Origin of the sequence: Pseudomonas sp. GV085 (genome assembly GCF_003050925.1) — a bacterium.
GTDB lineage: Bacteria > Pseudomonadota > Gammaproteobacteria > Pseudomonadales > Pseudomonadaceae > Aquipseudomonas.
Genome location: NZ_QAOV01000005.1, coordinates 238,097 through 263,791 on the forward strand (window position 1 = coordinate 238,097; position 25,695 = coordinate 263,791).

Below are 25,695 nucleotides of genomic sequence, written 5' to 3' on the forward strand. Positions count from 1 at the left end.
TTCTGAATAAGGACCTGACATGAGCAAGACACGTATTGCCTTTATCGGTGCCGGCAACATGGCCGCCAGTTTGATTGGCGGCCTGCGGGCCAAGGGTCTGGAAGCCGCACAGATTCGCGCCAGCGATCCGGGCGAAGAAACCCGCGCCCGCGTGAGTACCGAGCATGGCATCGAAACCTTCGCCGACAACGCCCAAGCCGTTGATGCCGCCGACGTCGTCGTCCTGGCGGTCAAGCCCCAGGCGATGAAAGCCGTGTGCGAAGCGCTTCGCCCAAGCCTCAAGCCCAATCAACTGGTGGTTTCGATTGCCGCGGGCATCACCTGCGCCAGCATGAACAACTGGCTCGGCGCCCAGCCGATCGTGCGCTGCATGCCCAACACCCCGGCGCTGGTGCGTCAGGGCGCGAGCGGCCTGTTCGCGACAGCCGAAGTGACCGCCGAACAGCGTCAGCAGGCCCAGGAGCTGCTGTCCGCAGTCGGCATCGCCTTATGGCTGGATGAAGAGCAGCAACTGGACGCCGTCACCGCCGTTTCAGGCTCGGGCCCGGCGTATTTCTTCCTGCTGATCGAAGCCATGACCGCCGCCGGCGTGAAACTCGGCCTGCCGGCGGACATCGCCGCGCAACTGACCTTGCAAACCGCACTGGGCGCCGCCCACATGGCCGTCTCCAGCGATGTCGACGCGGCCGAGCTGCGCCGCCGTGTCACCTCGCCCGCGGGCACCACAGAAGCTGCAATCAAGTCGTTCCAGGCCAATGGCTTCGAAGCCCTGGTCGAAAAAGCACTCGGCGCTGCCGCGCATCGCTCGGCCGAGATGGCCGAACAACTGGGTCAATAAGGAGCCTTTCATGATTGGATTGAATACCGCAGCGGTCTACGTGCTGCAAACCCTCGGCAGCCTGTATCTGCTGATCGTGCTGATGCGCTTCGTACTGCAACTGGTACGGGCGAACTTCTACAACCCGATCTGCCAGTTCATCGTCAAGGCCACTCAGCCACTGCTCAAGCCACTGCGCCGGATCATCCCGAGCGTGTTCGGCCTGGACATGTCCTCGCTGGTGCTGGCGATCCTGGTGCAACTGGCGCTGATGGCCCTGACCCTGTTGCTGACCTACGGCACCACCGGCAACCCGCTAACACTGCTGATCTGGTCGATCATCGGCGTGACCGCGCTGTTCATGAAGATTTTCTTCTTCGCCCTCATCATCAGCGTGATCCTGTCCTGGGTCGCTCCGGGCAGCCATAACCCGGGCGCCGAACTGGTGAACGACGTCTGCGAACCGGCCCTGGCGCCATTCCGCAAGTTCCTGCCGAGTCTCGGCGGCCTGGATCTGTCGCCGATCTTTGCGTTCCTGGCCATCAAACTGGTCGACATGCTGGTGATCAACAACCTCGCAGCCATGACCATGATGCCGGAAATCCTCCGCGTGTTGATCTGACCCGGTGAGCTACTTTCGCTGGGACGGCGACGACCTGATTCTGGAGTGTCACCTGCAACCGGCAGCCCGTAGCGATGACTTCTGCGGGCTGCACGGCGATCGCCTGAAGATCCGCCTGACCGCGCCGCCGGTCGAGGGCAAGGCCAACGCGTATCTGATGGCGTTTCTGGCCAAGGCCTTTGGCGTGTCCAAGAGCCAGGTCAGTTTGATCAGTGGCGAGTTGAACCGGCAGAAGCGGGTGCGAATCTGTTCGCCGAAAAAACTGCCGGATTTGCCCGGACTGGAACGCTGAACCTACTGTAGGAGCTGGCTTGCCAGCGAAGGCGGCGTGATTGACACACCGTGACATCTGGTTCGCCGGCAAGCCGGCTCCTACAGTGGGCAAGGGTTAGCTTGCTGCTAGGGGCAGCGGTCTTTAGACTTACGCCTCATTTCAACGAGAGCAGGGTCGATGCCAGCTGCCTTTCCCCCCGATTCTGTTGGTCTGGTGACGCCGCAAGTGGCGCACTTCAGCGAACCCCTGGCGTTGGCCTGTGGACGTTCGCTCCCGGCCTATGACCTGATTTACGAAACCTACGGCACACTCAACGCCATGGCGAGCAACGCCGTGCTGATCTGCCACGCCCTGTCCGGTCACCACCACGCCGCTGGCTACCACAGCGCCGACGACCGCAAACCCGGTTGGTGGGACAGCTGCATCGGCCCCGGCAAGCCGATCGATACCAGCAAGTTCTTCGTGGTCAGCCTGAATAACCTCGGCGGCTGCAACGGTTCCACCGGCCCGAGCAGCATCAACCCGGACACCGGCAAGCCGTTCGGCGCCGACTTCCCGGTGTTGACCGTCGAGGATTGGGTGCACAGTCAAGCGCGCCTGGCGGATCGCCTCGGTATCGCCCAGTTCGCGGCCGTGATCGGCGGCAGCCTCGGCGGCATGCAGGCGATGCAATGGAGCATCACCTACCCTGACCGCATCCGTCATTGCCTGGCCATCGCCTCGGCGCCCAAGCTGTCGGCACAGAACATCGCGTTCAACGAAGTGGCGCGTCAGGCGATCCTCACCGACCCGGAATTCCACGGCGGTTCTTTTCAGGAACACGGTGTGATCCCCAAGCGCGGCCTGATGCTGGCGCGGATGGTCGGGCACATCACTTACCTGTCCGACGACTCCATGGGCGAGAAATTCGGCCGAGGGCTCAAGAGCGAAAAGCTCAACTACGACTTCCACAGCGTCGAGTTCCAGGTCGAAAGCTACCTGCGCTATCAGGGCGAGGAGTTCTCCGGGCGCTTCGATGCCAATACGTATCTGTTGATGACCAAAGCGCTCGATTACTTCGATCCGGCGGCGGACTTCGGCGATAACCTGGCGAGAACCTTTGAAGGCGCCAAGGCCAGGTTCTGCGTGATGTCGTTCACCACCGACTGGCGCTTCTCCCCTGCCCGCTCGCGGGAACTGGTGGATGCGCTGATGGCCGCGCGCAAGGACGTCTGCTACCTCGAGATCGACGCACCGCAAGGCCACGACGCCTTCCTGATTCCGATCCCGCGCTATCTGCAGGCTTTCGGCAATTACATGAACCGCATTACGTTGTGAGAAAGCCATGAGAGCTGATCTGGAAATCATCCAGGAATGGATCCCCGCCGGCAGCCGCGTGCTCGACCTCGGGTGCGGCGATGGCGAACTGCTGACCTGGCTGCGCGATAACAAGCAAGTCACCGGTTATGGCCTGGAAAACGACGCCGACAACATTGCCGAGTGCGTGGCCAAGGGCATCAACGTCATCGAACAGGATCTGGACAAGGGCCTGGGCAACTTTGCCAGCAACAGTTTCGATGTCGTGGTCATGACCCAGGCGCTGCAAGCGGTGCACTACCCGGACAGGATCCTCGAAGAAATGCTGCGCGTGGGCCGGCAGTGCATCATCACCTTCCCAAACTTCGGTCACTGGCGCTGCCGCTGGTACCTGGCGAGCAAGGGCCGGATGCCGGTTTCCGAGTTCCTGCCGTACACCTGGTACAACACGCCGAACATTCACTTCTGCACCTTCGCGGACTTTGAAGCCTTGTGTCGCGAACGTGAGGCGAAGGTCATTGATCGACTTGCCGTGGATCAACAGCATCGGCACGGGTGGGCCAGCAAGCTATGGCCTAATCTGTTAGGTGAGATCGGCATCTACCGGGTCAGCAGCCCGGGACTTTCCGACCACAAGGTCGCAGTCTGATCCACCCTATTTCAAGGAGAACGATCATGGGTCGTCTAGCGTTGTTTCTACTCACTGCCTGCCTGAGCGTCACCGCCATGGCCGCCGACGCCATCAAGGGCGAACGCAAGGAAACCTTCGGCGACGTGACGGTGCACTACAACACCTTCAACTCCACCTACCTGACCCCGGACATTGCCAAGTCCGCCGAACTCACCCGCAGCAAGAACCAGGGTGTGATCAACATTGCGGTGCTCAAGGACGGCAAACCGCAGATGGCACAGGTCAGCGGTACGGTCAAAGACCTGACCAGCCAAAGTGTGGACCTGAAGTTCCGCCAGATCACTGAACAAGGTGCGATCTACTACATCGCCCAATTCCCGGTACCGCAGCAGGAAACCCGCACCTTCGACATCAAGGTGCAGACCGGTGACAAAATCAACACCATCAATTTCAACCAAGAGCTCTTCCCCGGCCAATGATCAACTTCACGCAACTCGTATTGGCCAGCCATAACGCCGGCAAACTCAAGGAACTCCAGGCCATGCTCGGCGAGTCGGTGCATCTGCGCTCGATCGGCGAGTTCAGCAGTGTGGAGCCTGAAGAAACCGGCCTGTCGTTCGTCGAGAACGCCATCCTGAAAGCCCGCAATGCCGCGCGCATTTCCGGCCTGCCGGCGCTGGCCGACGATTCCGGGCTGGCGGTGGATTTCCTGGGCGGCGCGCCAGGCATCTACTCGGCGCGTTATGCAGACGGCAAGGGCGATGCGGCGAACAACGCCAAACTGCTCGACGTGTTGAAAGATGTGCCTGAAGCCGAACGCGGTGCGCAGTTCGTCTGCGTGCTGGCACTGGTTCGTCATGCCGATGATCCGTTGCCGATCCTCTGCGAAGGTTTGTGGCACGGGCGAATCCTGACCCAGGCCAGCGGTTTACACGGTTTCGGCTACGACCCGCTGTTCTGGGTGCCGGAGCGCGAGTGCTCCAGCGCCGAACTGAGCCCGGGCGACAAAAACCAGATCAGCCACCGCGCCCGTGCAATGGAACTGCTGCGCCAGCGTCTGGGCTTGAAATGACCCGCGAATCATCCGCGTCACCGCTGATCTTCGGCGGCGACGCTCAATCGCCTCGGGCAACCCTGCCTGTGCTGCCGCCGCTGGCGCTGTATATCCACATCCCGTGGTGCGTGCGCAAATGCCCTTATTGCGACTTCAACTCCCACACTGCCAGCCCTGTGCTGCCGGAAGAAGAGTACGTCGATGCCTTGCTGGCCGATCTCGATCAGGACCTGCACGCCGTCTATGGCCGTGAGCTGAGCTCGATTTTCTTTGGTGGCGGCACGCCAAGCCTGTTCAGCGCTGATTCGCTGGGGCGCTTGCTCAAAGGCGTCGAACAGCGCATTCCGTTTGCCAGCGACATCGAAATCACGCTGGAAGCCAATCCGGGGACGTTCGAGCAAGACAAATTCGTGGCGTACCGGAAACTGGGCATCAACCGCCTGTCGATCGGCATCCAGAGTTTTCAGCAAGAAAAGCTCGAAGCCCTTGGGCGGATTCACAACGGTGACGAAGCCGTACGCGCCGCCGGCATGGCACGGCAGGCCGGGTTCGACAACTTCAACCTGGACTTGATGCATGGCTTGCCGAATCAGTCCCTGGACGATGCCTTGGCGGACCTGCGCACAGCCATCGCCCTGAAACCGACGCACCTGTCGTGGTATCAACTGACCCTGGAACCGAACACAGTGTTCTGGAACCAGCCGCCGACGCTGCCGGAAGACGACACGCTGTGGGACATCCAGGAGGCGGGGCAAGCGTTGCTGGCCGAACACGGTTACGTGCAATACGAAGTCTCGGCCTACGCCCTGCCCGATCGCCCGGCACGCCACAATCTCAATTACTGGAGTTTTGGCGATTTCATCGGCATTGGCGCGGGCGCCCATGGCAAGCTCAGCCATCCGGACGGGCGCATCATTCGCACCTGGAAGACCCGCCTGCCGAAGGACTACCTGAATCCGGCGAAAAGCTTCCAGGCTGGCGAGAAAGCGCTGACCAATGATGAAATGCCGTTCGAGTTCCTGATGAACGCGCTGCGCCTGACTGAAGGCGTCGAATCGCGACTGTACCCGGAACGTACCGGCATGACGCTGGAAAGCCTTGCTGAAGGCCGCTGTGAAGCCGAACAAAGCGGCCTGTTGCAGGTCGAACCGTCACGTCTGGTAGCCACGACGCGCGGACAACTCTTCCTCAACGACTTGCTGCAGAAATTTCTGACATAAGGAAATCGAATGGATTTGGTACTCGACCTGCTTGCCACCGTGTCCCGCTGGAGCCGCAGCAACCTCTCGGAAATCGCCCTGGCCCTGGTGGGTTGCCTGCTGGTGCTGTTCGGTGCGGATTTCAAAGGCTGGGTCGAGCAGCGCCTGGGCAGCATCGCCGGCGCGTTGCGCGTGCCGCTGATGTCCCTGCTGTGCATGATTGGCAGCGGCGCGGCGTTGATCTACGCCACGCCATGGGTCGTGCGCGGCTTGAGCCAGTTCAACAACTACAGCCTGGCGCCGGTGTTGCTGGTGTTGATTGGCGTAGTCGCTGATCGTCGCTGATCTCAAATACCCACAAGACCACTGTAGGAGCGAGCTTGCTCGCGATGGTCGCAAACGAAAACGCGGGGCATCTGAAGCCCCGCGTTGTTTTGTAGTTTTTCGCGAGCAATCGAGCGTCGACCGGCTGCTCCTACAATTGCTTTTCGAACTTCAAATCCCACACGCCATGCCCAAGACGTTCGCCACGGCGTTCGAACTTGGTGATCGGCCGTTCGGCCGGACGCGGCACGCACTTGCCGTCTTCGGCCAGGTTGCGATAACCCGGCGCCACGTTCATCACTTCCAGCATGTATTCGGCGTATGGTTCCCAGTCAGTGGCCATGTGCAGAATGCCGCCGACCTTCAACTTGCTGCGCACCAGCTCAGCGAAGGACGCCTGAACAATACGACGCTTGTGGTGACGGCTCTTGTGCCACGGGTCCGGGAAAAACAGCATCAGGCGATCGAGGCTGTTATCGGCCACGCAGCGGTTGAGCACTTCGATGGCATCGCAATCGTAGACCCGCAGGTTGGTCAGGCCTTGCGTCAGCACGCCATTGAGCAGCGCGCCGACACCCGGACGGTGAACCTCGACGCCGATGAAATCCTGATCCGGCGCGGCCGCGGCCATTTCCAGCAGCGAATGACCCATGCCGAAACCGATTTCCAGCGAGCGCGGTGCCGAGCGACCGAACACCTGGTCGAAGTCCACCGGCGCATCAGCCAGCGGCAGCACGAACAGCGGAGTACCCTGCTCCAGGCCCTTTTGCTGGCCTTCGGTCATGCGCCCGGCACGCATCACGAAACTCTTGATACGGCGGTGTTGGCGCTCGTCGCCTTCTTCCGTCTGGATAGGCGTGTCGTTCGATTCAGTCATCAATGGCTCTTACTTGATCAGACCATCCAGCGGCGAAGAGGCGCTGGCATAGAGTTTTTTCGGCATGCGGCCGGCGAGGTAGGCCAGGCGGCCTGCGACGATCGCATGTTTCATGGCTTCAGCCATCATGACAGGCTGCTGGGCGTGGGCGATGGCCGAGTTCATCAGCACCGCATCACACCCCAGTTCCATGGCAATAGTGGCGTCGGAAGCGGTACCGACACCAGCATCCACCAGCACCGGGATCTTGGCTTCTTCAAGGATGATCTGCAGGTTGTACGGATTGCAGATCCCCAGACCCGAACCAATCAAACCAGCGAGCGGCATGACGGCGATGCAGCCGATTTCCGCCAATTGACGGGCGATAATCGGGTCATCGCTGGTGTAGACCATCACGTCGAAGCCTTCCTTGACCAGCGTTTCGGCGGCCTTGAGGGTTTCGATCACGTTGGGGAACAGGGTTTTCTGATCGGCCAACACTTCCAGCTTCACCAAGTTGTGACCGTCGAGCAGCTCACGGGCCAGGCGGCAAGTGCGCACGGCCTCGATAGCGTCGTAGCAACCAGCGGTGTTTGGCAGGAAGGTGTAGCGATCCGGCGACAGCACTTCGAGCAGGTTCGGCTCACCCTCGATCTGCCCGAGGTTGGTGCGGCGCACAGCGAAAGTGACGATCTCGGCACCCGAGGCTTCGATGGCCTGGCGGGTTTCTTCCATGTCACGGTACTTGCCGGTACCGACCAGCAAACGCGACTGGTAAGTACGACCGGCCAGGACGAAGGGCTTGTCGCTACGAACGATGCTCATGGGAAATCCTCTGTAGGGGTGAGGTTCTTGCAGAATTCTGTGGCCACTCGGCCGAGGCTGCTAGCCGCCGCCGATGGCGTGCACCACTTCGACGTTGTCGCCGTCGTTCAACGTGGTGTCTGCGTGCTGACTGCGCGGGACGATATCCAGATTGAGTTCGACCGCCACCCGACGTCCGGTCAGGTCCAGACGGGTCAGCAGGGCCGCAACGGTTTCACCGTCGGGCAGTTCAAAGGATTCGCCGTTCAACTGAATGCGCATGCCGGATGCCGCCATCATTTTTAGGGGCTGGCATTCTAGCCCGATCAGTCAGGCCGACCCAAGCCATTCGTCTTGAAACTCGATCCTGTAGGAGCTGCCGCAGGCTGCGATCTTTTGACTTTGATTTTTTAAGATCAAAAGATCGCAGCCTGCGGCAGCTCCTACAAGGTCAGCTCAGGCGCCAGGCGGCAAGTCCGAGGCAAAACCAACCCACCAGGAAGGCCAGGCCACCGAACGGGGTGATGATGCCGAGCTTGCTGATGCCGGTCAGCGTCAAGATGTACAGGCTGCCGGAGAACAGCAGGATACCGATGGCAAACGATGCGCCGGCCCAACTGATCAGGCGGCCGGGAATCTGCGTGGCCAGGAATGCGACACCCAGCAACGCCAAGGCGTGCACCAGTTGATAGGTGACGCCCGTGTGGAAAATCGCCATGTACTCGGCACTCAGGCGACTCTTCAGGCCATGGGCGGCAAAGGCGCCGAGGCCGACACCGGTGAAGCCGAAAAAAGCGGCCAGCATCAGAAAGCCACGCAGCATGCAGAACTCCAGTCAGTTTCGATCCCAAGGGTCTGTATAATGGCCCGCTCAACGGGTTCGGCCAAGCCATCTCTATGCTGCGTATCTATTTCCGTCATTTCACCAAGGCCGCGCTCTGGTTCATGGGTGGCAGCGTATTGCTGGTGCTGATCTTTCGCGTGGTACCACCACCGGGAACAGCGCTGATGGTCGAGCGCAAGATCGAATCCTGGTTTGACGGCGAACCCATCGACCTGCAACGGACCTGGAAACCCTGGGACGAGATCTCCGATGACCTGAAAGTCGCGGTGATTGCCGGCGAAGACCAGAAATTTCCGGAGCACTGGGGCTTCGATATCGGCGCGATTCAGGCGGCGTTTGCCCATAACGAGCGCGGCGGTTCGATCCGTGGCGCCAGCACCCTGAGCCAGCAGGTCTCGAAAAACCTGTTCTTGTGGTCCGGCCGCAGCTGGCTGCGCAAAGGCCTGGAAGCCTGGTTCACCGGGCTGATCGAAGTGCTCTGGCCCAAGCAGCGGATTCTTGAGGTGTACCTCAACAGTGTCGAGTGGGATGACGGCGTGTTTGGCGCCGAAGCGGCGGCCAGACATCATTTTGGCGTGAGCGCCAAGAACCTCAGCCGTCAGCAATCGAGCCTGCTCGCCGCCGTCCTGCCCAACCCGAGGGTCTGGAGTGCCGGCCATCCGACTTCTTACGTTTCGCGCCGGGCTGGCTGGATTCGACAGCAGATGAGTCAGTTGGGCGGGGACAGCTATCTGGTGGGGCTGAACGATTCGCGCCGGGCGCCTTGGAGGGACTAACGAGGCTTTTGTAGGAGCTGGCTTGCCAGCGAAAGCGACAGTCTGACACACCGAGTCGCCTGTTTCGCTGGCAAGCCAGCTCCTACAGGAAGCAGCGCCGCTTACGAGATTTTTGAACACAAACAAAACGCCCCGATCAATGATCGGGGCGTTTTGCATTGCCAGGTCGCCAGTTAAGCAGCGATCGACAATTTGAGTTTGTTCATCGCGCTCTTCTCAAGCTGACGAATACGCTCCGCCGACACGTTGTACTTCTGCGCCAGGTCGTGCAGCGTGGCCTTTTCTTCCGCCAGCCAGCGCTGGTAGAGGATGTCACGGCTGCGGTCGTCCAGCACTTCCAGCGCTTCGTGCAGGTTGTGGTTGGAGTTGTCGCTCCAGTCAGCGTCTTCCAGTTGACGGGCCGGGTCGTACCGGTGGTCTTCCAGATAATTGGCTGGCGACTGGAAAGCACTGTCGTCGTCCGCTTCGGCAGCCGGGTCGAAGGCCATGTCATGGCCGGTCAGGCGACTTTCCATCTCGCGCACTTCCCGAGGCTCAACGCCGAGGCTTTCCGCCACGCGGTGGACTTCCTCGTTATTCAACCAGGCCAGACGTTTCTTCTGGCTGCGCAGGTTGAAGAACAGCTTGCGCTGGGCCTTGGTGGTCGCAACCTTCACGATACGCCAGTTACGCAGGATGAATTCGTGGATTTCCGCCTTGATCCAGTGCACGGCAAAGGACACCAGGCGCACGCCCATTTCCGGGTTGAAGCGCTTCACGGCCTTCATCAGGCCGACGTTGCCTTCCTGGATCAGGTCGGCCTGAGCCAGGCCGTAGCCGGAATAGCTACGGGCGATATGTACGACAAAACGCAGGTGGGCGAGCACCATCTGCCGAGCCGCCCCCAAATCCTGCTCATAATAGAGACTCTCGGCCAGTTCACGCTCCCGCTCCGGCGACAGCAATGGAATGCTGTTGACGGTGTGCACATAGGCCTCCAGGTTCGCACCCGGGACCAGAGCATATGCAGGTTGCAAAGAATTGGTCATACGAAAAAACCTCCGACTTACAAACTCGTGCAGTTCAGCACTGCGAAAATTGACCGGAAACCGAAAGACAAGTTCCCAAAACCCAAAAACGCTGAAAGGTCAATACGAGCAAAATGATACTACTTAGGCGCAAGCTCCCTCAGGTGGCGTGCGACTGCAATCCATGCACCGATATACCCCAACAGCACCGCGCCAAGCAAGAGAGACAGACCGTCGGCAACTGGCACTCCAGCCAGCGCAAAATCACTGCCGTACAAGCCGGCCAGCCCTACCACTGCGTCGTTCAGCCAATCAAGGCCGAACGCCAGTACACCCCAGGACAGAATCCCCGCACCGAAGCCATACAGCGCGCCCATATACAGAAAGGGCCTGCGTACATAGCTGTCAGTGCCGCCGACCAGTTTAATCACTTCTATCTCTGTGCGGCGGTTTTCAATATGAAGACGAATGGTATTGCCTATCACCAAAAGTAATGCAGAAACCAGAAGCACGGTCAGACCGAAGACAAATCGATCACCCAGCTTGAGGATGGCTGCCAGACGCTCGACCCAGACTAAATCAAGTTGAGCCTGTTGTACCTTCGGCAGCTCGGATAATTTTTGTCTTAATGCTTCAAGGGCCGGCTTGTCGACTTCGGTCGGCGTCACCAGTACCACGCCCGGCAGCGGGTTCTCCGGCAACTCCTTGAGCGCCTCGCCCAGACCGGACTGCTGCTGGAATTCTTCCAGCGCCTGCTCCCGGCCAACATATTCGGCATCGGCGACGCCAGGCATGCCCTTGATCTGATCGCGCAGCGATTCACCTTCCGCCGGCTTGGCCTCAAGGTCCAGATACAGGGAAATCTGCGCCGCGCGCTGCCAGGAACCGCCCAGACGCTCGACATTACTTAGCAAAAGTGACAGCCCCATGGGCAAACTCAGGGCCACCGCCATCACCATGCAGGTGAAAAAACTGCCGATGGGCTGCTTGCCCAGGCGGCGCAGGCTGTCCACCAGGCTGGCGCGATGGCTTTCGATCCAGGCACGGAACAACGTGGCGAAGTCCGGCCCGTCGTCATCGTCGCGTTTTTTCTTTTGCGGCTGCGGATCGGCGGCCTTCGGGGCCACGCGCTCGGAAACCTTGGGGCTACGTGTTGCGCTCATACTGCCGCCTCCCCGTCACCGATCAATCGACCGCGTTGCAGCGTCAGCATGCGATGGCGCATGCGGGCGATCAGGGCCAGGTCGTGACTGGCGATCAGCACGCTGGTACCCAGGCGATTGATGTCTTCGAACACACCCATGATCTCGGCGGCCAGACGCGGGTCGAGGTTGCCGGTCGGCTCGTCCGCCAGCAGCAAGGCCGGACGGTGGACGATAGCGCGGGCGATGCCGACGCGCTGCTGCTGACCGGTGGATAGATCACCCGGGTACAGATCGGTTTTATCCGACAGCGCCACGCGCTCCAGCGCCGAGTCCACGCGCTTGGCGATCTCGGCCTTGGACAGACCCAGGATCTGCAATGGCAACGCAACGTTGTTGAACACCGTGCGATCGAACAGCAACTGGTGATTCTGGAACACCACACCGATCTGCCGGCGCAAGAAAGGAATCTGTGCGTTACTGATGGTGCTCAGGTCTTGCCCGGCGAGCAGCAACTTGCCGCTGGTCGGGCGCTCCATCGCCAGCAACAGGCGCAACAGCGTGGATTTACCGGCGCCGGAATGGCCGGTGACAAACAGAAACTCGCCACGACGGACTCGAAAGCTCAGCTCATGCAAGCCGACGTGACCGTTCGGGTAGCGCTTACCGACCTGTTCGAAACGAATCATGAACGCTCCCGCTCGGCAAACAATGCCTGGACAAAGGGTTCTGCTTCAAAGGTACGCAAATCGTCGATGCCTTCGCCGACGCCAATGTAGCGGATCGGCAGGCCGAATTGCTTGGCCAGGGCAAAAATCACCCCGCCCTTGGCGGTGCCGTCGAGCTTGGTCAGCGCCAGGCCAGTCAGCTCGACGGTCTGGTTGAATTGCTTGGCCTGGTTGATGGCGTTCTGGCCAGTGCCGGCGTCAAGCACCAACAGCACTTCGTGAGGTGCGTCGGCGTCGAGCTTGCCGATCACCCGGCGAACCTTTTTCAGCTCTTCCATCAGGTTGTCTTTGGTGTGCAGGCGACCGGCGGTGTCGGCGATCAGCACATCGATGCCACGAGCCTTGGCGGCCTGTACGGCGTCGAAGATCACCGAAGCCGAGTCGGCGCCAGTGTGCTGCGCGATCACCGGGATCTTGTTGCGCTCGCCCCAGACCTGCAATTGCTCCACCGCCGCGGCGCGGAAGGTGTCGCCGGCGGCAAGCATGACTTTCTTGCCTTCCAGCTGCAGTTTCTTCGCCAGCTTGCCGATGGTGGTGGTCTTGCCGGCACCGTTGACGCCAACGACCAGAATCACGAACGGCTTGTTCTGCGAGGTGACTTTCAGCGGTTGCTCTACAGGTTTGAGCATGGCCGCCAGCTCAGCCTGCAGGGATTTGTACAGGGCATCGGCGTCGGCCAGCTCTTTGCGTGCGACCTTCTGCGTCAGGCGCTGGATGATCACCGAAGTGGCTTCGACACCGACGTCGGCGGTCAGCAAGCGGGTTTCGAGGTCTTCCAGCAGTTCGTCATCGATGACCTTCTTGCCCAGAAACAGGCTGGCCATGCCTTCGCCGATACTGGCGCTGGTCTTGGACAGGCCCTGCTTGAGACGGGCGAAGAAACCGGCTTTGGTTTCTTCGGTGCGCACTGGCTGGACTGGGGTTTCGACGGGAGCGGGAGCGGGGGCGGGAGCGGGAGCGGGTGCTGCAACAATCGGCGCTGCCGGTTCGATTACAACCGGTGCAGGTGCAGGCTCAGCCACAGCGACTGGCGCCACCACCGGCTCGACCACAGGCGCATGAACCGGGGCCGGCGCAAACTCAGCCGGGGCCGGAATCGGCGGTGTCATGTGGGGGGCCTGGTCATTCTCGACCAGTGCCACCGGCTCTTCCGCCACGGGCAATGTCAGCCATGGCTCGGTGGCGGTGGTCAGCGGTTGCTCGATGATTTCACGGGCAGGTTCGGCGACGACTTCGGCCTGCGTCTGCAGCACTGGCTCGGCAATCGGCAGAGCAACCGGTGCAGGCGCTTCTTCTATTACCGGGACAGGCGTCTGCGCTGGTTCAGGAATGGCTTGTGGCTGTTCGACGACGGGTTCCTGCGGCTTTTTGCGCAGCCATCCGAACAGGCTTTTTTTCTCGCCAGCCGCAGCTGGGGTCTTCTTGTCGTCGTTGGAACCAAACATGGAGGACGGCTATCTCACGGTAGCGACGCGCCAATGGCGCCCCGGCAAATAAATATTCGATGCAGAACAGACTGCGATTGACCCAGCTTGTTCACGCGCAACATTTTGTCGAAGTGCTCAGCGGCACCTCAAGCAATCGATTTCTCATAGGACTAAAGCAGCAAAATCGGCGAAAAAGCGGAACTCGGTTGATAAATATCCACCTTCCGTCGCAAACCCATACAACCTGATCAAGCATAAAGGCCTGATAGGCGTGGCCGCCGCTAAAACGGATCAGTATCCTAGCACCCTCTCGCCCGCTGACGCTAAGAACAAGCGGGCAGCCCCAAAGGTTTAAAAACGAATGAATGCTCTTGCCCGCCGCGCCGCAGGCCTGCTGCTCAGCACAGTTTGCCTGCCTCTCTCGGCCTTGGCCGCCGACCCGCAACCCACCCACGAATTCACCCTCGACAATGGCCTGAAGGTGGTCGTGCGTGAGGACCACCGTGCGCCCGTGGTGGTTTCCCAGGTCTGGTACAAGGTCGGCTCCAGCTACGAGACGCCGGGCAATACCGGCCTGTCCCACGCTCTGGAACACATGATGTTCAAGGGTAGCGAGAAGGTTGGCCCCGGCGAAGCCTCGCTGATCCTGCGCGACCTCGGCGCCGAAGAGAATGCATTCACCAGCGACGACTTCACCGCGTACTACCAGGTGCTGGCCCGGGATCGCCTGGGCGTAGCCTTCGAGCTTGAAGCCGACCGCATGGCCAGCCTGCGCCTGCCGCCCGACGAGTTCGCCAAGGAAATCGAAGTCATCAAGGAAGAGCGTCGCCTGCGCACCGACGACAAGCCGATGTCCAAGGCCTACGAGCGCTTCAAGGCCATGGCCTACCCGGCTAGCGGCTACCACACGCCGACCATCGGCTGGATGGCCGACCTTGAACGGATGAACGTCGAAGAACTGCGCCACTGGTACGAAACCTGGTACGTGCCCAACAACGCCACGCTGGTGGTGGTTGGCGATGTCACGCCGGACGAAGTCAAAACCCTGGCCCAACGCTACTTCGGCCCGATCGCCAAGCGTGAAGTGCCCGCCGCGAAAAAACCGCTGGAATTGGCCGAGCCGGGCGAGCGCCAGATCACCCTGCATGTGCAGACCCAACTGCCTAGCCTGATGCTGGCCTTCAACGTGCCAAGCATCGCCACCACCGACGACAAACGCCTGGTCAATGCGCTGCGCCTGATGTCGGCGCTGCTCGACGGCGGCTACAGCGGACGCATCCCGACACAACTGGAGCGCGGAGAAGAACTGGTGTCCGGCGGCTCGTCGAGTTACGACGCCTACACCCGTGGCGACAGCCTCTTCACCCTGTCGGCATCGCCAAACTCACAGAAACACAAGACCATCGCCCAGGCGCAAGCCGGTTTGTGGAAGCTGCTCGACCAGCTTAAAACCACGGCGCCAACCGCTGAAGAGCTGGAACGCGTACGCGCACAAGTCATCGCCGGCCTGGTCTTCGAGCGTGACTCGATCACCAGCCAGGCCACCGCCATCGGCCAACTGGAAACCGTCGGCCTGTCATGGAAGCTGATGGACACCGAACTGGCCGATCTGGAAAGCGTCACGCCGCAAGACATCCAGAAAGCCGCCAAGCTGTATTTCACCCGCGAACGTCTCAGCGTCGCCCATGTACTGCCTCTGGAGACGACTCATGAGTGAGCGTAAACCCTCCCGCCTGGCCCTGATCGGCCTGGTCGCCGTCGCCGTTATCGGCTCCACCGCGTTCTATTTGTCGCGCCCTGGCGAAACCAATGCCAGCGAAGCCCTGGACAAGGCCAAGGCCAGCCAGAAACTGCAGTCGCTGACCGAGCTCGACGGTAAGGCGCCGGACCACCGCAAGCTGGACGTACAAACCTGGAGCACTGCCGAAGGTGCGAAAGTGGTGTTCGTCGAAGCCCATGAGTTGCCGATGTTCGACATGCGCCTGATCTTCGCCGCCGGCAGTAGCCAGGACGGTGACGCACCGGGTGTGGCGGTGTTGACCAACGCCATGCTCAACGAAGGCGTGGCCGGCAAAGACGTCGGTGCCATTGCCCAGGGCTTCGAAGGCCTGGGCGCCGATTTCGGCAATGGCGCTTACAAGGACATGGCCATCGCGTCGCTGCGCAGCCTCAGTGACAAGGACAAGCGCGAGTCGGCCCTGAAGCTGTTCGCCGAAGTCGTCGGCAAACCGACTTTCCCCGCCGACTCGTTTGCCCGCATCAAGAACCAGATGCTCGCCGGTTTTGAATACCAGAAACAGAACCCGGGCAAACTGGCGAGCCTGGAACTGATGAACCGCTTGTACGGTGATCACCCGTACGCACACGCCAGCGACGGCACGGCGAAAACCGTCCCGGCGATCACCGTGGCCCAACTGCGTGCTTTTCACGAGAAAGCCTACGCAGCCGGTAACGTGGTAATCGCGCTGGTCGGCGACCTGTCCCGCGCGCAAGCCGAAGCGATTGCCGCCCAGGTGTCCAGCGCCCTGCCCAGAGGCCCGGCCTTGCCGAAAATCGCGCAACCGGTCGAGCCCAAGGCCAGCGTCGGCCATATCGAGTTCCCGTCCAAGCAGACCAACCTGATGCTCGCGCAACTGGGCATCGACCGTGATGACCCGGACTACGCGGCATTGTCCATGGGCAACCAGATTCTTGGTGGCGGCGGCTTCGGCACCCGCTTGATGAGCGAAGTGCGCGAGAAGCGTGGCCTGACTTACGGCGTGTATTCGGGCTTCACGCCGATGCAGGCGCGTGGCCCGTTCATGATCAACCTGCAGACCCGCGCCGAGATGAGCGAAGGCACCCTGAAACTGGTGCAGGATGTACTGGCCGACTACCTTGAAACCGGCCCGACTGAAAAAGAGCTCGACGACGCCAAGCGCGAGCTGGCCGGCAGTTTCCCGCTGTCCACCGCGAGCAACGCCGATATCGTCGGCCAACTGGGCGCGATCGGTTTCTACAACCTGCCGTTGAGTCATCTGGAAGACTTCATGCAACAGTCCCAGGCCTTGACCATCGAGCAGGTCAAAGCCGCCATGAACAAACACCTGGACACGGACAAAATGGTCATCGTCAGCGTTGGCCCGACCGTGCCGCAAAAGCCGTTACCGGCCCCTACTGACAAACCTTCCGAGCAACCGCTCGGGGTTCCGGAGCATTAATGGCAAGCCCAAAAAAACCCGCCAAAAACGTCCACAACGGCGTGAACCAGCTGCGCATCATCGGCGGCGAATGGCGCAGCCGCAAGCTGAACTTCCCTGACGCCCCGGGCCTGCGCCCGACGCCGGATCGCGTGCGTGAAACCCTGTTCAACTGGCTCGCGCCTTACGTGCCGGGCGCCAAGGTGCTCGACCCGTTCACCGGCAGTGGCGCGCTGTTCCTCGAAGCCCTGTCCCGTGGCGCGGCCATGGGTCAGGCGCTGGACGCCAGCAGTATCGCGGTGTCCAGCCTGAAAGAGCACCTGGGCACATTGCGGTGCACCAATGGCCAGGTCCAGACCGCCGATGCCCTGCGCTACCTGGAAACCCAGACCGCGACGGCCTACGACCTGGTATTCCTCGACCCGCCGTTCAACCAGAACCTGCTGCCCGCTGTTTGCAAGTTGCTCGAAGAGCGCCAATGGCTGGCCGAAGACGCCTGGGTGTACACCGAAAGCGAGTCCGCGCCGTCGACCCTGGGCCTGCCGGAGAACTGGCGACTGCACCGGGAGCAGAAATCCGGACGCGTGTATTACTCGTTGTGGCAGCGCAGCGCCTGACGTTTCGGCGAGACGACTGCCCCCAACCTGGTTGTGAAGTGCACTACATAGTTACCGCCTGACATCCTTACGGATCATCCACAGTGGCTTGCGCAATAACCTGCAAACCACTGAGGATGAACACGGATGAACATCTCCCGCAGCCTATTCATGCTGCCCTTTATCGCCTGTCTGCCGCTCATGGCCAGCGCGGCGACACCCCCTGCAACACAAGACTTCGTACTGGATAACGGCCTCAAGGTTGTCGTGCGCGAGGACCATCGCTCCCCCATCGTCACAGCCCAACTCTGGATCAAGGTCGGCTCAAGCTATGAACCGCCCGGCCAGTCGGGCCTGTCCCATGCCCTCGAACACATGGTTTACAAAGGCAGCAGCAAGGCCTGCGCCGCAGAGTTCGAGGCGATACTGGATAAGCTTGGCGCCAGGCAAAACGCATTCACCGGCACCGACTTCACGGTTTTTTACCAGACCCTGCCTTCCGGCCGCACTGGCGTCGCGTTCGAAATACTGGCCGACCTGATGAGTACGGCCAAGCTGGATGCACAGGATTTCACACCCGAGCTCAAGGTCATTCAGGAAGAGCGTCGGATGCTTGTTGACGATGACATCACCGTGCTGGCTCACGAACGACTGAACAGCATCGCCCACCCGGCCAGCGGCTACCGCACCCCGACGATTGGCTGGATGCACGATCTGCAACGCATGAACGCCGTGCAATTGCAGCGGTGGTATCAGGCCTGGTATTCGCCGGACAATGCGACGCTGGTGGTCGTTGGCGATGTTGCACCTGAACGGATCAAGGCCCTGGCACAGCAGCACTTCGGCCACCTTGAGCGGCGAGCGACACCTGTGGCGCCTACACCCGTCGAGCTGGCTTCTGCCGGAGAACGGTCACTGACCCTGTATGCACCGATAGCATCCCCGCGCCTGATCATGAGTTTCAACGCGCCCAGCCTGACCACGGCACCGGATCGTCGGACTGCCCATGCCCTGCGCCTGCTCGATAGGTTACTGGCCGGGTCTAACAGCGCGCGGATCAAACAGCAACTGCAACTGAGCGAGGCGATATTCACCGCGGCCGACTCAGAGTACGACGCCTTCAATCGCGGCGATTCGTTACTGACCATCAGCACCCAGCTCAACCCGGACAAGCTCAATGACGCTGACGAAGCCCTCGCCCGTCTGTGGCAAGTGATCGAATCACTGAAGAGCAAGGCACCGGAACCGACAGAACTGGCGCGCGCGAAAAACCTCCTGATCGCCAACACGGTTTATGCGCAGGATAATCTGGAAGGGCAGGCCAGCACCTTGGGGATGCTGGAAACCATCGGCCTCGACTGGCGGCTGGCCGATCAGGATACGGATGAGCTGAACAAGGTCACTCCCCTGGATATTCAACAAGTCGCAAAGACGTACCTGACGCGTGAGCGCTTGAGTACCGCGACAGTCCTGCCGGAGAAAAACAATGGATAAGCTCAAAGGCCTCATCAATGGATTGATCCTGGCCGGCATGCTGTTGAGTGCACAGACCCCTGCCGCTGCAACCACGGCGCCCCAGAAACCAGTGCTGCAATCGCTCAACGAACCACAGTCTCCGACGATCCACCGCGCGCTGTCGATCAAGGGTTACAAAACGCTCAGCGGAACGAAGATCCTGTTCATCCGCACCCCTGGCCTGCCGATGCTCGATGCCCAGGTGAGTTTTGCTGCCGGCAGCGCCCACACCCCGCACCAACCCGGCCTGGCAGCGATGACCTTTAGCCTTTTGAATGAGGGTGTGGCTGGCAAAGACATCAATGCCATACTGGCGACGTTCGATAATCTGGGTGCCAGGATAGATATGGGTATCAGCCATGACCGGACTTGGATTTCCCTGCGTAGCTTGAGTGACGAATCACGGCGCACTCCAGCCCTGGAACTGCTTGCCCAGGTACTCGGCAAACCGCTGTTGCCGCAAGGGTCCCTGCCTAAGTTGAAATCCCAATTGCAGTACTTTCTGGACCTTGAAGATCAGTCCCACGCCGCTCAAGCCCAAAAAGCCAATTTCGGCCAGCTGTTTCCCGACCACGGTTATGCTCAGTCCTTCTACGGAACCCGGGCCGGGCTTGCCTCTATCACCCGCACCCAGGCGCAAGACTTTCATCGCAAGGCTTATTCCGCGGGCAATGCCCAGATCACACTGGTCGGTGACCTCACCGAGGAAGAAGCCCAACATATTGGTGCGCAGATATCCGCGGCCTTGCCCCTGGGACCGGCCACTACCGCGATCCAGCCAGTTAAAAGCCCAGCCGCTCCAAGTCTGCTGCGCATTGAGCGGCCATCGACCCAGGCTTACCTGCGCCTTGCCCAGCCAAGTGTCCTGCGAAACAGCCCGGACTACGTCGCGCTACAGGTGGCCATGCGGATTTTCACCAACCGACTGACCAATGAACTGCGTGAACGCCGAGGTCTGACCTATCACGTTGAAGCCGACCTCTCAGCCTTTCAGGCACAAGGGTTGCTGACTATCAAATTGCAGACCCGACCAGAGCACACCGATGCCGTGCTGACCCATATCAAGACGATGTTCACCGACTTTCTCGCCCAAGGGCCGACCCAACAGGAACTCGAAGACAGCCAACAGCAACTGGCCGGTAGCGCGCCGTTGAACAGCGCTACCAATGTGCAGATTCTGAGACAGTTACACGCCATCAGCGCCCACAATCTGCCGCTAGACCTCGACTTTGCCACGCAAGCCGCCTTGAAGCTGAACCTTGTATCAATCAAAAGCGCACTCAACCGGCATTACCACGCCGACCAATGGCGCGTTGTCATCCTGGGGCCGAAGACAGATCAACAACCGCTGCCGGCTCCGAGTGAAAGCGCGACCGATAGCATGTGTCGCGTACCTGACAAGATTGTGGCAAGTTAGACAGCCATGATGACGCGGTCGCGGCGCTGCCGCGCCGCGTCTTCGGGCAGACTCATGAACACTTCCACCGAGAATGACTGTGCAATCGCACCCCGCACCGGCCTCACCGCCGTCCTTTACCCCCGCCTTTGGCATCGGCAATCCGCACTTGCAAACCTTGTGGGGGCCTCTGTGGCGTAAAACCGTGCACATCGACCGCGAACGCGAACGTCTTTGGCTTGAAGACGGCGATTTTCTCGATCTCGACTGGCATGGCCCGCACAGCGCCGACGCACCCTTGGTGCTCGTGCTGCACGGGCTCACCGGCTCCTCGAATTCGCCTTATGTCGCCGGCATGCAAAAAGCCTTGGGCGACCGAGGCTGGGCCAGCGTTGCGCTGAATTGGCGCGGTTGTTCGGGCGAACCCAACCTGTTGCCGCGCAGCTACCATTCCGGCGCCAGCGAAGACCTGGCCGAAACCATCAGGCACTTGCGGGCCAAACGGCCTCTCGCGCCACTGTATGCGGTGGGGTACTCCCTGGGCGGTAATATCCTGCTCAAGCATTTGGGCGAAACCGGCAGCGACAGCGACTTGATGGGCGCCGTGGCGGTGTCGGTGCCGTTCCGCCTGGACCAGTGCGCCGACCGTATCGACCAGGGTTTCTCAAAGGTCTATCAGGCGCATTTCATGCGCGAGATGCTCGCCTACATCAAGAACAAACAGCGGCAGTTCCAGCATGACGGACGCGAGGATGGCCTGGCCGCATTGGCCGCGCTTGGCTCGCTGGAAAACATGCGCACGTTCTGGGATTTCGATGGCCGGGTTACCGCACCGCTGAACGGCTTTGTCGATGCCGAGGATTACTATCGTCGCGCATCGAGCCGCTACTTCCTCGGCGAAATTCGCACGCCGACCCTGATGATTCAGGCGGCCGACGACCCCTTCGTATTTCCCCACAGCCTGCCGCACGTCGATGAATTGTCCGCCTGTACGCAACTTGAACTGCAAGCCAAGGGCGGGCACGTCGGTTTCGTAGACGGCACGCTCAGGCAACCGGGTTATTACCTGGAACGGCGCATCCCCGAGTGGCTGGTCGCCGTGGCTCGCGAGTAAAGCCATGGTCAGCGATCAGGGCGAGTCGATTCATTTCTGGCAAACCGCACCACTGGCCGGGGTCGAGTTATTGTCCGCCCGCTACATCGATCATCGTTTCGCGCCCCATGTGCATGACGGCTATGTGATCGGCATGATCATGGCCGGTGCCCAGCGTTATCGCTATCGCGGTGCCGAACACTTGGCGGGCAGCGGCACACTGGTGCTGATCAATCCCGATGAATTGCACACCGGTCATAAAGGTACCGAGGATGGCTGGCTTTACCGGGCGTTTTATCCGGACAGCGGACAGATAACCTCGCTGCTGGCCGAACTCGAATTGCCGACCCGCCACTTGCCGGCCTTCGGTGCCACGCTGTATCGCGATCAGGATCTGGTGAACGGCTTCTGCCAACTCCACCGTCTGCTGGAAAGCCCCGCCACGGCATTGCAGCAACAAACGGTCTGGCGCGAACTGGTGCTGTCGCTGTTGCAGCGGCATGCGGCGGTGCCCGATGCCGGCAAACCCGGCAAGGAACACCGGGCCGTGAGCCTGGCCAAGGAATTGCTGCAGGCGCAACTGGCAGAACCGCCCTCACTGGAGGCGCTGGCGGCGGCGGTCAATCTCTCGCCATTCCATTTCGCCCGGGTGTTCCGCCGGGCCACCGGCATGCCGCCGCACACCTGGCTGATGCAACAGCGCATCGCCCGGGCGCGGGCGTTGCTGCAAAGTGGTTGTCTGCCGCTGGAAGTCGCGATGCAACTTGGGTTTGCCGACCAGAGCCATCTGAGCCGGCAGTTCAAGCAGGTGTATGGGGTCGGGCCGGGGGCGTATCGCAGTGCGCGGCTTTAGACACAAAAAGATCGCAACCTTCGGCAGCTCCTACATGGCATGAGTACATCTGTAGGAGCTGCCGAAGGCTCGGGCCGCGTTCGGACGATCTTTTGATTTTTCTTTTGTCTCATTCGCCGGTGGCAATGCCCCGCGCAGGCTCGTTGATCCATTCGCTCCACGACCCGGCATACAACGAACCCAACGGATAACCGGCCAGACACAACGCAAACAGATTGTGGCACGCCGTCACGCCGGAACCGCAGTACGCCACCAGATCGGTTGGCGAGCGATCACCCAGTTTCGCGGCGAAACGCTGCCTGAGCCGATCGGCCGGCAGGAAGCGCCCGTCTGCGCCCAGGTTGTCGGTAAACGCCGCACACTGGGCGCCAGGAATGTGCCCGGCAATCGGATCGATCGGCTCCACTTCACCCTTGAAACGCGGCAGTGCTCGGGCATCGAGCAGGGTCAGTTCCGGCCGGGCGAGGCGCTTTTGCAACTGCTCGGCACTGATCAGCAACGCCGTGTCAGGACTGCCGGTGAAGGAACCACGGGTGATCGCCGGCGTATCCAGGCTCAACGGCAACCCCGCCGCATGCCAGGCCTTGAGCCCGCCATCGAGGATGAATACGCCATCGCGCTTGCCCAGCCAGGCCAGCAACCACCAGGCCCGCGCCGCATAGGCACCCGGGCCGTCGTCGTACAACACCACTTCGCTATCGGCATTGATGCCCCAGGCTTGCAGGCGCTCGATCAGTTGCGCGGGTTCGGGTAACGGATGACGTCCGGTCACACCCTTCACCACGGCGCCACTCAGGTCACGCTCGAGGTCGGCATAGCTCGAACCGGCAATGTGCCCTTCGGCATAGCTGCGCTGACCGTAATCCGGGTCTTCGAGGGCAAAACGACAATCCAGAATCACCAGCCCCGGCTGGTCCTTTTTCAGGTCCAGTGCTTGCGGGCTGATCAGTTGCGCAATGGGCATAACGGGCTCCTGTGATTTTTATCGGACTTCGATCCTACGACACTTCCTCAAGCGCCTGGGCCAGGGGCACGTAAAACTCTTCGAACAAGGCGTTGACCGCATCGCGGGCCTCATCCGTGACGAACCCGGCCTCCAGCACCAGCACCTGATACACCCCGCGTTTAATGGCCTGCTCGCTGAGGTGGCTGGAATTCTCCCGCGTGGTGCACAGGAAGCGCACCCAGGACGTGAGGATAATCCAGGCATTGAGGGTCAGGGATTCGATCTGCACCTTGTCCATCTTCAGAATGCCGGCGGCGACGAAGCCTTCGTAGATCGCCGAACCCTGGATCAGGCAGCGCTGGGAAAAGCGTCGATAGCGGTCGGCCAGGTCCGGATCGCTGTCGAGCAAATGTTCGAGATCGCGATGCAGAAACCGGTAACGCCACATCGCCGCCAGCAGCTCCTTGAGGTAGAAGCGTTTGTCTTCCACCGTGGCAGCACGGCCCTGGGGCGGGTGCAGGAAGCTGTCCACCAGGCTTTCGTACTCGCTGAACAGCACAGCGATGATCGCCTGCTTGTTAGGGAAGTGGTAGTACAGGTTGCCCGGGGAAATTTCCATATGGGCAGCAATGTGGTTGGTACTGATGCTGCGCTCGCCCTGTTGATTGAACAGCTCCAGGCTGTTCTGCACGATGCGCTCGCTGGTTTTGATCCGTGGGGCCATGGCTTGAGCTTTAATTCAGAGTGCGTTGGCGGGCATCTTAGATCTATCCGCGAGTGGATAAAACAAAGCTGTTACAGGATGTCATTTGACTTTTTAGAGTATAGACTCTAAAAAGCTCCTCATTACAATAAATCCGGAGCCGACCATGACTGCTGAAATTTCCTACCTGCAGAAACTACAGCAGCCGCTGGAAGAGCTTCAGGCCCTGTTCGACGCCCAGCGTGCCGCCTACACCGCCAACCCGATGCCACCCGCCGCGCAGCGCCAACAATGGCTCAAGGCGCTGAAGGATTTGTTGAACAATGAACGTCAGGCCCTGATCGATGCGATCAGCCAGGACTTCAGCCATCGTAGCGCCGATGAAACCCTGCTCGCCGAACTGATGCCCAGCCTGCACGGCATCCATTACGCCAGCAAACACCTCAAGGGCTGGATGAAAGCGTCGCGGCGCAAGGTCGGTGCCGCTTTCCAGCCGGCTTCGGCCAAAGTGGTTTACCAACCGCTGGGCGTGGTCGGGGTCATCGTGCCGTGGAACTACCCGCTGTACCTGGCCATCGGCCCGCTGGTCGGCGCGCTGTCGGCGGGCAATCGGGTGATGCTCAAGCTCAGTGAGTCGACCCCCGCGACCGGCCTGCTGATGAAGCAACTGCTGGCGCGAATCTTCCCCGAAGACCTGGTTTGCGTGGTCCTGGGGGAGGCTGATATGGGCGTGGCGTTTTCACGCCTGCCGTTCGATCACCTGCTGTTCACCGGCGCCACCAGCATCGGCAAACACGTCATGCGCGCCGCCGCGGAAAACCTGACCCCGGTAACCCTGGAACTGGGCGGCAAGTCCCCGGCCATTGTTTCGCGCGACGTGCCGCTCAAGGACGCCGCCGAGCGCATCGCCTTCGGCAAGACCCTGAACGCCGGCCAGACCTGCGTGGCCCCTGACTACGTACTGGTGCCGGAGAATCGCGTCGGAGGTTTCATCGAAGCCTATCGCACAGCTGTCCGTGGGTTTTATCCGACGCTGACCGACAACCCGGACTACACCGCGATCATCAATGAGCGACAACTGGCCCGTCTCAACGGTTACGTCAGCGACGCCACCAGCAAGGGTGCACTGCTGATGCCGCTGTTCGACCAGGGCCAGGGCCGCCGCATGGGCCATAGCCTGCTGCTCAATGTTACGGACGAGATGACGGTGATGCAGGACGAAATCTTCGGGCCGCTGCTGCCGATCGTGCCGTACAAGGATCTGGACCAGGCATTTGCCTACATCAACCAGCGCCCTCGCCCACTGGCGCTGTATTACTTCGGTTACGACAAGCGCGAACAACAGCGCGTGCTGCACGAAACCCATTCCGGTGGCGTGTGCCTGAACGACACGCTGCTGCACGTCGCCCAGGACGACATGCCGTTCGGCGGTATCGGTGCCTCGGGCATGGGTCATTATCATGGCCATGAAGGGTTCCTGACCTTCAGCAAGGCCAAGGGCGTGCTGATCAAGCAGCGCTTCAACGCGGCGAAACTGATTTACCCGCCGTATGGCAAATCGATCCAGAAGCTGATCCAGAAGCTGTTCATCCGCTAACGATCTCTCCGTCGGG

28 protein-coding genes are annotated in these 25,695 nt (G+C 60.8%); 18 read left to right on the top strand and 10 right to left on the bottom strand.

Annotated elements, in window-relative coordinates; all coding sequences use genetic code 11:
- Positions 1-19 precede the first annotated feature (19 nt).
- From proC to C8K63_RS12910, 9 genes are all read left to right on the top strand, one after another.
- Positions 20-838: a pyrroline-5-carboxylate reductase gene (gene proC, locus C8K63_RS12870; protein WP_108217053.1), complete on the top strand. Its 819-nt coding sequence runs from the start codon at positions 20-22 to the stop codon at positions 836-838.
- A 10-nt stretch (positions 839-848) separates the two neighbouring features.
- The gene (locus C8K63_RS12875) at positions 849-1,439 is read left to right on the top strand and encodes a YggT family protein (protein ID WP_108217054.1); all 591 of its coding nucleotides are present in this window, start codon (positions 849-851) and stop codon (positions 1,437-1,439) included.
- 4 nt (positions 1,440-1,443) lie between these two features.
- Positions 1,444-1,731: a DUF167 domain-containing protein gene (locus tag C8K63_RS12880; RefSeq protein ID WP_008019963.1), complete on the top strand. Its 288-nt coding sequence runs from the start codon at positions 1,444-1,446 to the stop codon at positions 1,729-1,731.
- Positions 1,732-1,890: 159 nt separating this feature from the next.
- Positions 1,891-3,030, top strand: a complete 1,140-nt coding sequence (locus C8K63_RS12885) for a homoserine O-acetyltransferase (RefSeq protein ID WP_108217055.1) — start codon at positions 1,891-1,893, stop codon at positions 3,028-3,030.
- Between the two features lie 7 nt (positions 3,031-3,037).
- Complete coding sequence (metW, locus tag C8K63_RS12890) at positions 3,038-3,658, top strand: methionine biosynthesis protein MetW (RefSeq protein ID WP_056726485.1); 621 nt, start codon at positions 3,038-3,040, stop codon at positions 3,656-3,658.
- Between the two features lie 26 nt (positions 3,659-3,684).
- Positions 3,685-4,119 (top strand): DUF4426 domain-containing protein, encoded by a 435-nt coding sequence (locus C8K63_RS12895; RefSeq protein ID WP_108217056.1) that lies wholly within the window; start codon positions 3,685-3,687, stop codon positions 4,117-4,119.
- On the top strand, positions 4,116-4,712 hold the full coding sequence (gene rdgB, locus C8K63_RS12900; protein WP_108217057.1) for an RdgB/HAM1 family non-canonical purine NTP pyrophosphatase: 597 nt from the start codon (positions 4,116-4,118) through the stop codon (positions 4,710-4,712). Before C8K63_RS12895 ends, rdgB begins: the two co-directional genes overlap by 4 nt.
- Entirely contained in the window at positions 4,709-5,914 is a 1,206-nt protein-coding gene (gene hemW, locus C8K63_RS12905) for a radical SAM family heme chaperone HemW (protein WP_108217058.1), read from the top strand. The genes rdgB and hemW overlap by 4 nt, the downstream gene beginning before the upstream one ends.
- A gap of 9 nt (positions 5,915-5,923) precedes the next feature.
- On the top strand, positions 5,924-6,238 hold the full coding sequence (locus tag C8K63_RS12910) for a DUF3392 domain-containing protein (RefSeq protein ID WP_108217059.1): 315 nt from the start codon (positions 5,924-5,926) through the stop codon (positions 6,236-6,238).
- Positions 6,239-6,368: 130 nt separating this feature from the next.
- Here the strand turns inward: C8K63_RS12910 and trmB are convergent, their stop codons facing one another.
- The 4 genes from trmB to C8K63_RS12930 all read right to left on the bottom strand — a co-directional run bounded on the left by trmB (position 6,369) and on the right by C8K63_RS12930 (position 8,700).
- Entirely contained in the window at positions 6,369-7,094 is a 726-nt protein-coding gene (gene trmB, locus C8K63_RS12915; protein WP_108217060.1) for a tRNA (guanosine(46)-N7)-methyltransferase TrmB, read from the bottom strand.
- 9 nt (positions 7,095-7,103) lie between these two features.
- Positions 7,104-7,898, bottom strand: coding sequence for a thiazole synthase (locus C8K63_RS12920; protein ID WP_008019974.1), 795 nt, complete (start codon positions 7,896-7,898; stop codon positions 7,104-7,106).
- Between the two features lie 60 nt (positions 7,899-7,958).
- Positions 7,959-8,159: a sulfur carrier protein ThiS gene (gene thiS / locus C8K63_RS12925; RefSeq protein ID WP_007953386.1), complete on the bottom strand. Its 201-nt coding sequence runs from the start codon at positions 8,157-8,159 to the stop codon at positions 7,959-7,961.
- A 169-nt stretch (positions 8,160-8,328) separates the two neighbouring features.
- Positions 8,329-8,700, bottom strand: coding sequence for a DUF423 domain-containing protein (locus tag C8K63_RS12930; protein ID WP_108217061.1), 372 nt, complete (start codon positions 8,698-8,700; stop codon positions 8,329-8,331).
- A gap of 74 nt (positions 8,701-8,774) precedes the next feature.
- Between C8K63_RS12930 and mtgA the strand changes: the two genes are divergently transcribed.
- Positions 8,775-9,497 carry a monofunctional biosynthetic peptidoglycan transglycosylase gene (mtgA, locus tag C8K63_RS12935; protein WP_108217062.1) on the top strand — a complete coding sequence of 241 codons (723 nt, stop codon included), beginning with the start codon at positions 8,775-8,777 and terminating at the stop codon, positions 9,495-9,497.
- Between the two features lie 173 nt (positions 9,498-9,670).
- On the opposite strand, the gene rpoH is transcribed toward mtgA, so the two are convergent.
- From rpoH to ftsY, 4 genes are all read right to left on the bottom strand, one after another.
- Positions 9,671-10,525, bottom strand: coding sequence for an RNA polymerase sigma factor RpoH (rpoH, locus tag C8K63_RS12940; RefSeq protein ID WP_108217063.1), 855 nt, complete (start codon positions 10,523-10,525; stop codon positions 9,671-9,673).
- A 119-nt stretch (positions 10,526-10,644) separates the two neighbouring features.
- Positions 10,645-11,667, bottom strand: a complete 1,023-nt coding sequence (gene ftsX, locus C8K63_RS12945) for a permease-like cell division protein FtsX (RefSeq protein WP_108217064.1) — start codon at positions 11,665-11,667, stop codon at positions 10,645-10,647.
- A complete protein-coding gene (gene ftsE, locus C8K63_RS12950; protein ID WP_007975383.1) occupies positions 11,664-12,335 on the bottom strand; it encodes a cell division ATP-binding protein FtsE in 672 nt (223 codons plus the stop codon). Before ftsE ends, ftsX begins: the two co-directional genes overlap by 4 nt.
- Complete coding sequence (ftsY, locus tag C8K63_RS12955; RefSeq protein WP_108217065.1) at positions 12,332-13,819, bottom strand: signal recognition particle-docking protein FtsY; 1,488 nt, start codon at positions 13,817-13,819, stop codon at positions 12,332-12,334. The genes ftsE and ftsY overlap by 4 nt, the downstream gene beginning before the upstream one ends.
- A gap of 343 nt (positions 13,820-14,162) precedes the next feature.
- Between ftsY and C8K63_RS12960 the strand changes: the two genes are divergently transcribed.
- The 7 genes from C8K63_RS12960 to C8K63_RS12990 all read left to right on the top strand — a co-directional run bounded on the left by C8K63_RS12960 (position 14,163) and on the right by C8K63_RS12990 (position 22,433).
- Positions 14,163-15,518, top strand: coding sequence for a pitrilysin family protein (locus C8K63_RS12960; protein ID WP_108217066.1), 1,356 nt, complete (start codon positions 14,163-14,165; stop codon positions 15,516-15,518).
- Complete coding sequence (locus tag C8K63_RS12965) at positions 15,511-17,001, top strand: pitrilysin family protein (RefSeq protein WP_108217067.1); 1,491 nt, start codon at positions 15,511-15,513, stop codon at positions 16,999-17,001. The genes C8K63_RS12960 and C8K63_RS12965 overlap by 8 nt, the downstream gene beginning before the upstream one ends.
- Positions 17,001-17,597: a 16S rRNA (guanine(966)-N(2))-methyltransferase RsmD gene (rsmD, locus tag C8K63_RS12970; protein WP_108217068.1), complete on the top strand. Its 597-nt coding sequence runs from the start codon at positions 17,001-17,003 to the stop codon at positions 17,595-17,597. The genes C8K63_RS12965 and rsmD overlap by 1 nt, the downstream gene beginning before the upstream one ends.
- Positions 17,598-17,723: 126 nt before the next feature.
- Complete coding sequence (locus C8K63_RS12975; RefSeq protein WP_108217069.1) at positions 17,724-19,070, top strand: pitrilysin family protein; 1,347 nt, start codon at positions 17,724-17,726, stop codon at positions 19,068-19,070.
- Positions 19,063-20,508: a pitrilysin family protein gene (locus C8K63_RS12980; protein WP_108217070.1), complete on the top strand. Its 1,446-nt coding sequence runs from the start codon at positions 19,063-19,065 to the stop codon at positions 20,506-20,508. Before C8K63_RS12975 ends, C8K63_RS12980 begins: the two co-directional genes overlap by 8 nt.
- 73 nt (positions 20,509-20,581) lie before the next feature.
- Positions 20,582-21,601 (top strand): hydrolase, encoded by a 1,020-nt coding sequence (locus tag C8K63_RS12985; RefSeq protein WP_108217071.1) that lies wholly within the window; start codon positions 20,582-20,584, stop codon positions 21,599-21,601.
- 4 nt (positions 21,602-21,605) lie between these two features.
- Positions 21,606-22,433, top strand: a complete 828-nt coding sequence (locus C8K63_RS12990) for an AraC family transcriptional regulator (RefSeq protein WP_108217072.1) — start codon at positions 21,606-21,608, stop codon at positions 22,431-22,433.
- Positions 22,434-22,542: 109 nt separating this feature from the next.
- Here the strand turns inward: C8K63_RS12990 and C8K63_RS12995 are convergent, their stop codons facing one another.
- The gene (locus C8K63_RS12995) at positions 22,543-23,397 is read right to left on the bottom strand and encodes a sulfurtransferase (RefSeq protein ID WP_108217073.1); all 855 of its coding nucleotides are present in this window, start codon (positions 23,395-23,397) and stop codon (positions 22,543-22,545) included.
- 34 nt (positions 23,398-23,431) lie between these two features.
- Positions 23,432-24,103 carry a TetR/AcrR family transcriptional regulator gene (locus tag C8K63_RS13000; protein ID WP_108217074.1) on the bottom strand — a complete coding sequence of 224 codons (672 nt, stop codon included), beginning with the start codon at positions 24,101-24,103 and terminating at the stop codon, positions 23,432-23,434.
- A 145-nt stretch (positions 24,104-24,248) separates the two neighbouring features.
- On the opposite strand from C8K63_RS13000, the gene C8K63_RS13005 reads away from it, so the two are divergent.
- Entirely contained in the window at positions 24,249-25,679 is a 1,431-nt protein-coding gene (locus C8K63_RS13005) for a coniferyl aldehyde dehydrogenase (RefSeq protein ID WP_108217075.1), read from the top strand.
- Positions 25,680-25,695: the final 16 nt, after the last annotated feature.

Bases quoted from the DNA above. Each gene is read 5' to 3' on its own strand.
- rsmD (WP_108217068.1), top strand. From the start codon at position 17,001: ATGGCAAGCCCAAAAAAACCCGCCAAAAACGTCCACAACGGCGTGAAC.
- rpoH (WP_108217063.1), bottom strand. From the start codon at position 10,525: ATGACCAATTCTTTGCAACCTGCATATGCTCTGGTCCCGGGTGCGAAC.
- rdgB (WP_108217057.1), top strand. From the start codon at position 4,116: ATGATCAACTTCACGCAACTCGTATTGGCCAGCCATAACGCCGGCAAA.
- ftsY (WP_108217065.1), bottom strand. From the start codon at position 13,819: ATGTTTGGTTCCAACGACGACAAGAAGACCCCAGCTGCGGCTGGCGAG.
- C8K63_RS12985 (WP_108217071.1), top strand. From the start codon at position 20,582: ATGACTGTGCAATCGCACCCCGCACCGGCCTCACCGCCGTCCTTTACC.
- mtgA (WP_108217062.1), top strand. From the start codon at position 8,775: ATGCTGCGTATCTATTTCCGTCATTTCACCAAGGCCGCGCTCTGGTTC.
- C8K63_RS12960 (WP_108217066.1), top strand. From the start codon at position 14,163: ATGAATGCTCTTGCCCGCCGCGCCGCAGGCCTGCTGCTCAGCACAGTT.
- C8K63_RS12965 (WP_108217067.1), top strand. From the start codon at position 15,511: ATGAGTGAGCGTAAACCCTCCCGCCTGGCCCTGATCGGCCTGGTCGCC.
- C8K63_RS13000 (WP_108217074.1), bottom strand. From the start codon at position 24,103: ATGGCCCCACGGATCAAAACCAGCGAGCGCATCGTGCAGAACAGCCTG.
- C8K63_RS12885 (WP_108217055.1), top strand. From the start codon at position 1,891: ATGCCAGCTGCCTTTCCCCCCGATTCTGTTGGTCTGGTGACGCCGCAA.
- C8K63_RS12930 (WP_108217061.1), bottom strand. From the start codon at position 8,700: ATGCTGCGTGGCTTTCTGATGCTGGCCGCTTTTTTCGGCTTCACCGGT.
- C8K63_RS12920 (WP_008019974.1), bottom strand. From the start codon at position 7,898: ATGAGCATCGTTCGTAGCGACAAGCCCTTCGTCCTGGCCGGTCGTACT.
- metW (WP_056726485.1), top strand. From the start codon at position 3,038: ATGAGAGCTGATCTGGAAATCATCCAGGAATGGATCCCCGCCGGCAGC.
- trmB (WP_108217060.1), bottom strand. From the start codon at position 7,094: ATGACTGAATCGAACGACACGCCTATCCAGACGGAAGAAGGCGACGAG.
- C8K63_RS12975 (WP_108217069.1), top strand. From the start codon at position 17,724: ATGAACATCTCCCGCAGCCTATTCATGCTGCCCTTTATCGCCTGTCTG.
- hemW (WP_108217058.1), top strand. From the start codon at position 4,709: ATGACCCGCGAATCATCCGCGTCACCGCTGATCTTCGGCGGCGACGCT.
- C8K63_RS12980 (WP_108217070.1), top strand. From the start codon at position 19,063: ATGGATAAGCTCAAAGGCCTCATCAATGGATTGATCCTGGCCGGCATG.
- thiS (WP_007953386.1), bottom strand. From the start codon at position 8,159: ATGCGCATTCAGTTGAACGGCGAATCCTTTGAACTGCCCGACGGTGAA.
- C8K63_RS12995 (WP_108217073.1), bottom strand. From the start codon at position 23,397: ATGCCCATTGCGCAACTGATCAGCCCGCAAGCACTGGACCTGAAAAAG.
- ftsE (WP_007975383.1), bottom strand. From the start codon at position 12,335: ATGATTCGTTTCGAACAGGTCGGTAAGCGCTACCCGAACGGTCACGTC.
- proC (WP_108217053.1), top strand. From the start codon at position 20: ATGAGCAAGACACGTATTGCCTTTATCGGTGCCGGCAACATGGCCGCC.
- ftsX (WP_108217064.1), bottom strand. From the start codon at position 11,667: ATGAGCGCAACACGTAGCCCCAAGGTTTCCGAGCGCGTGGCCCCGAAG.
- C8K63_RS12895 (WP_108217056.1), top strand. From the start codon at position 3,685: ATGGGTCGTCTAGCGTTGTTTCTACTCACTGCCTGCCTGAGCGTCACC.
- C8K63_RS13005 (WP_108217075.1), top strand. From the start codon at position 24,249: ATGACTGCTGAAATTTCCTACCTGCAGAAACTACAGCAGCCGCTGGAA.
- C8K63_RS12875 (WP_108217054.1), top strand. From the start codon at position 849: ATGATTGGATTGAATACCGCAGCGGTCTACGTGCTGCAAACCCTCGGC.
- C8K63_RS12990 (WP_108217072.1), top strand. From the start codon at position 21,606: ATGGTCAGCGATCAGGGCGAGTCGATTCATTTCTGGCAAACCGCACCA.
- C8K63_RS12910 (WP_108217059.1), top strand. From the start codon at position 5,924: ATGGATTTGGTACTCGACCTGCTTGCCACCGTGTCCCGCTGGAGCCGC.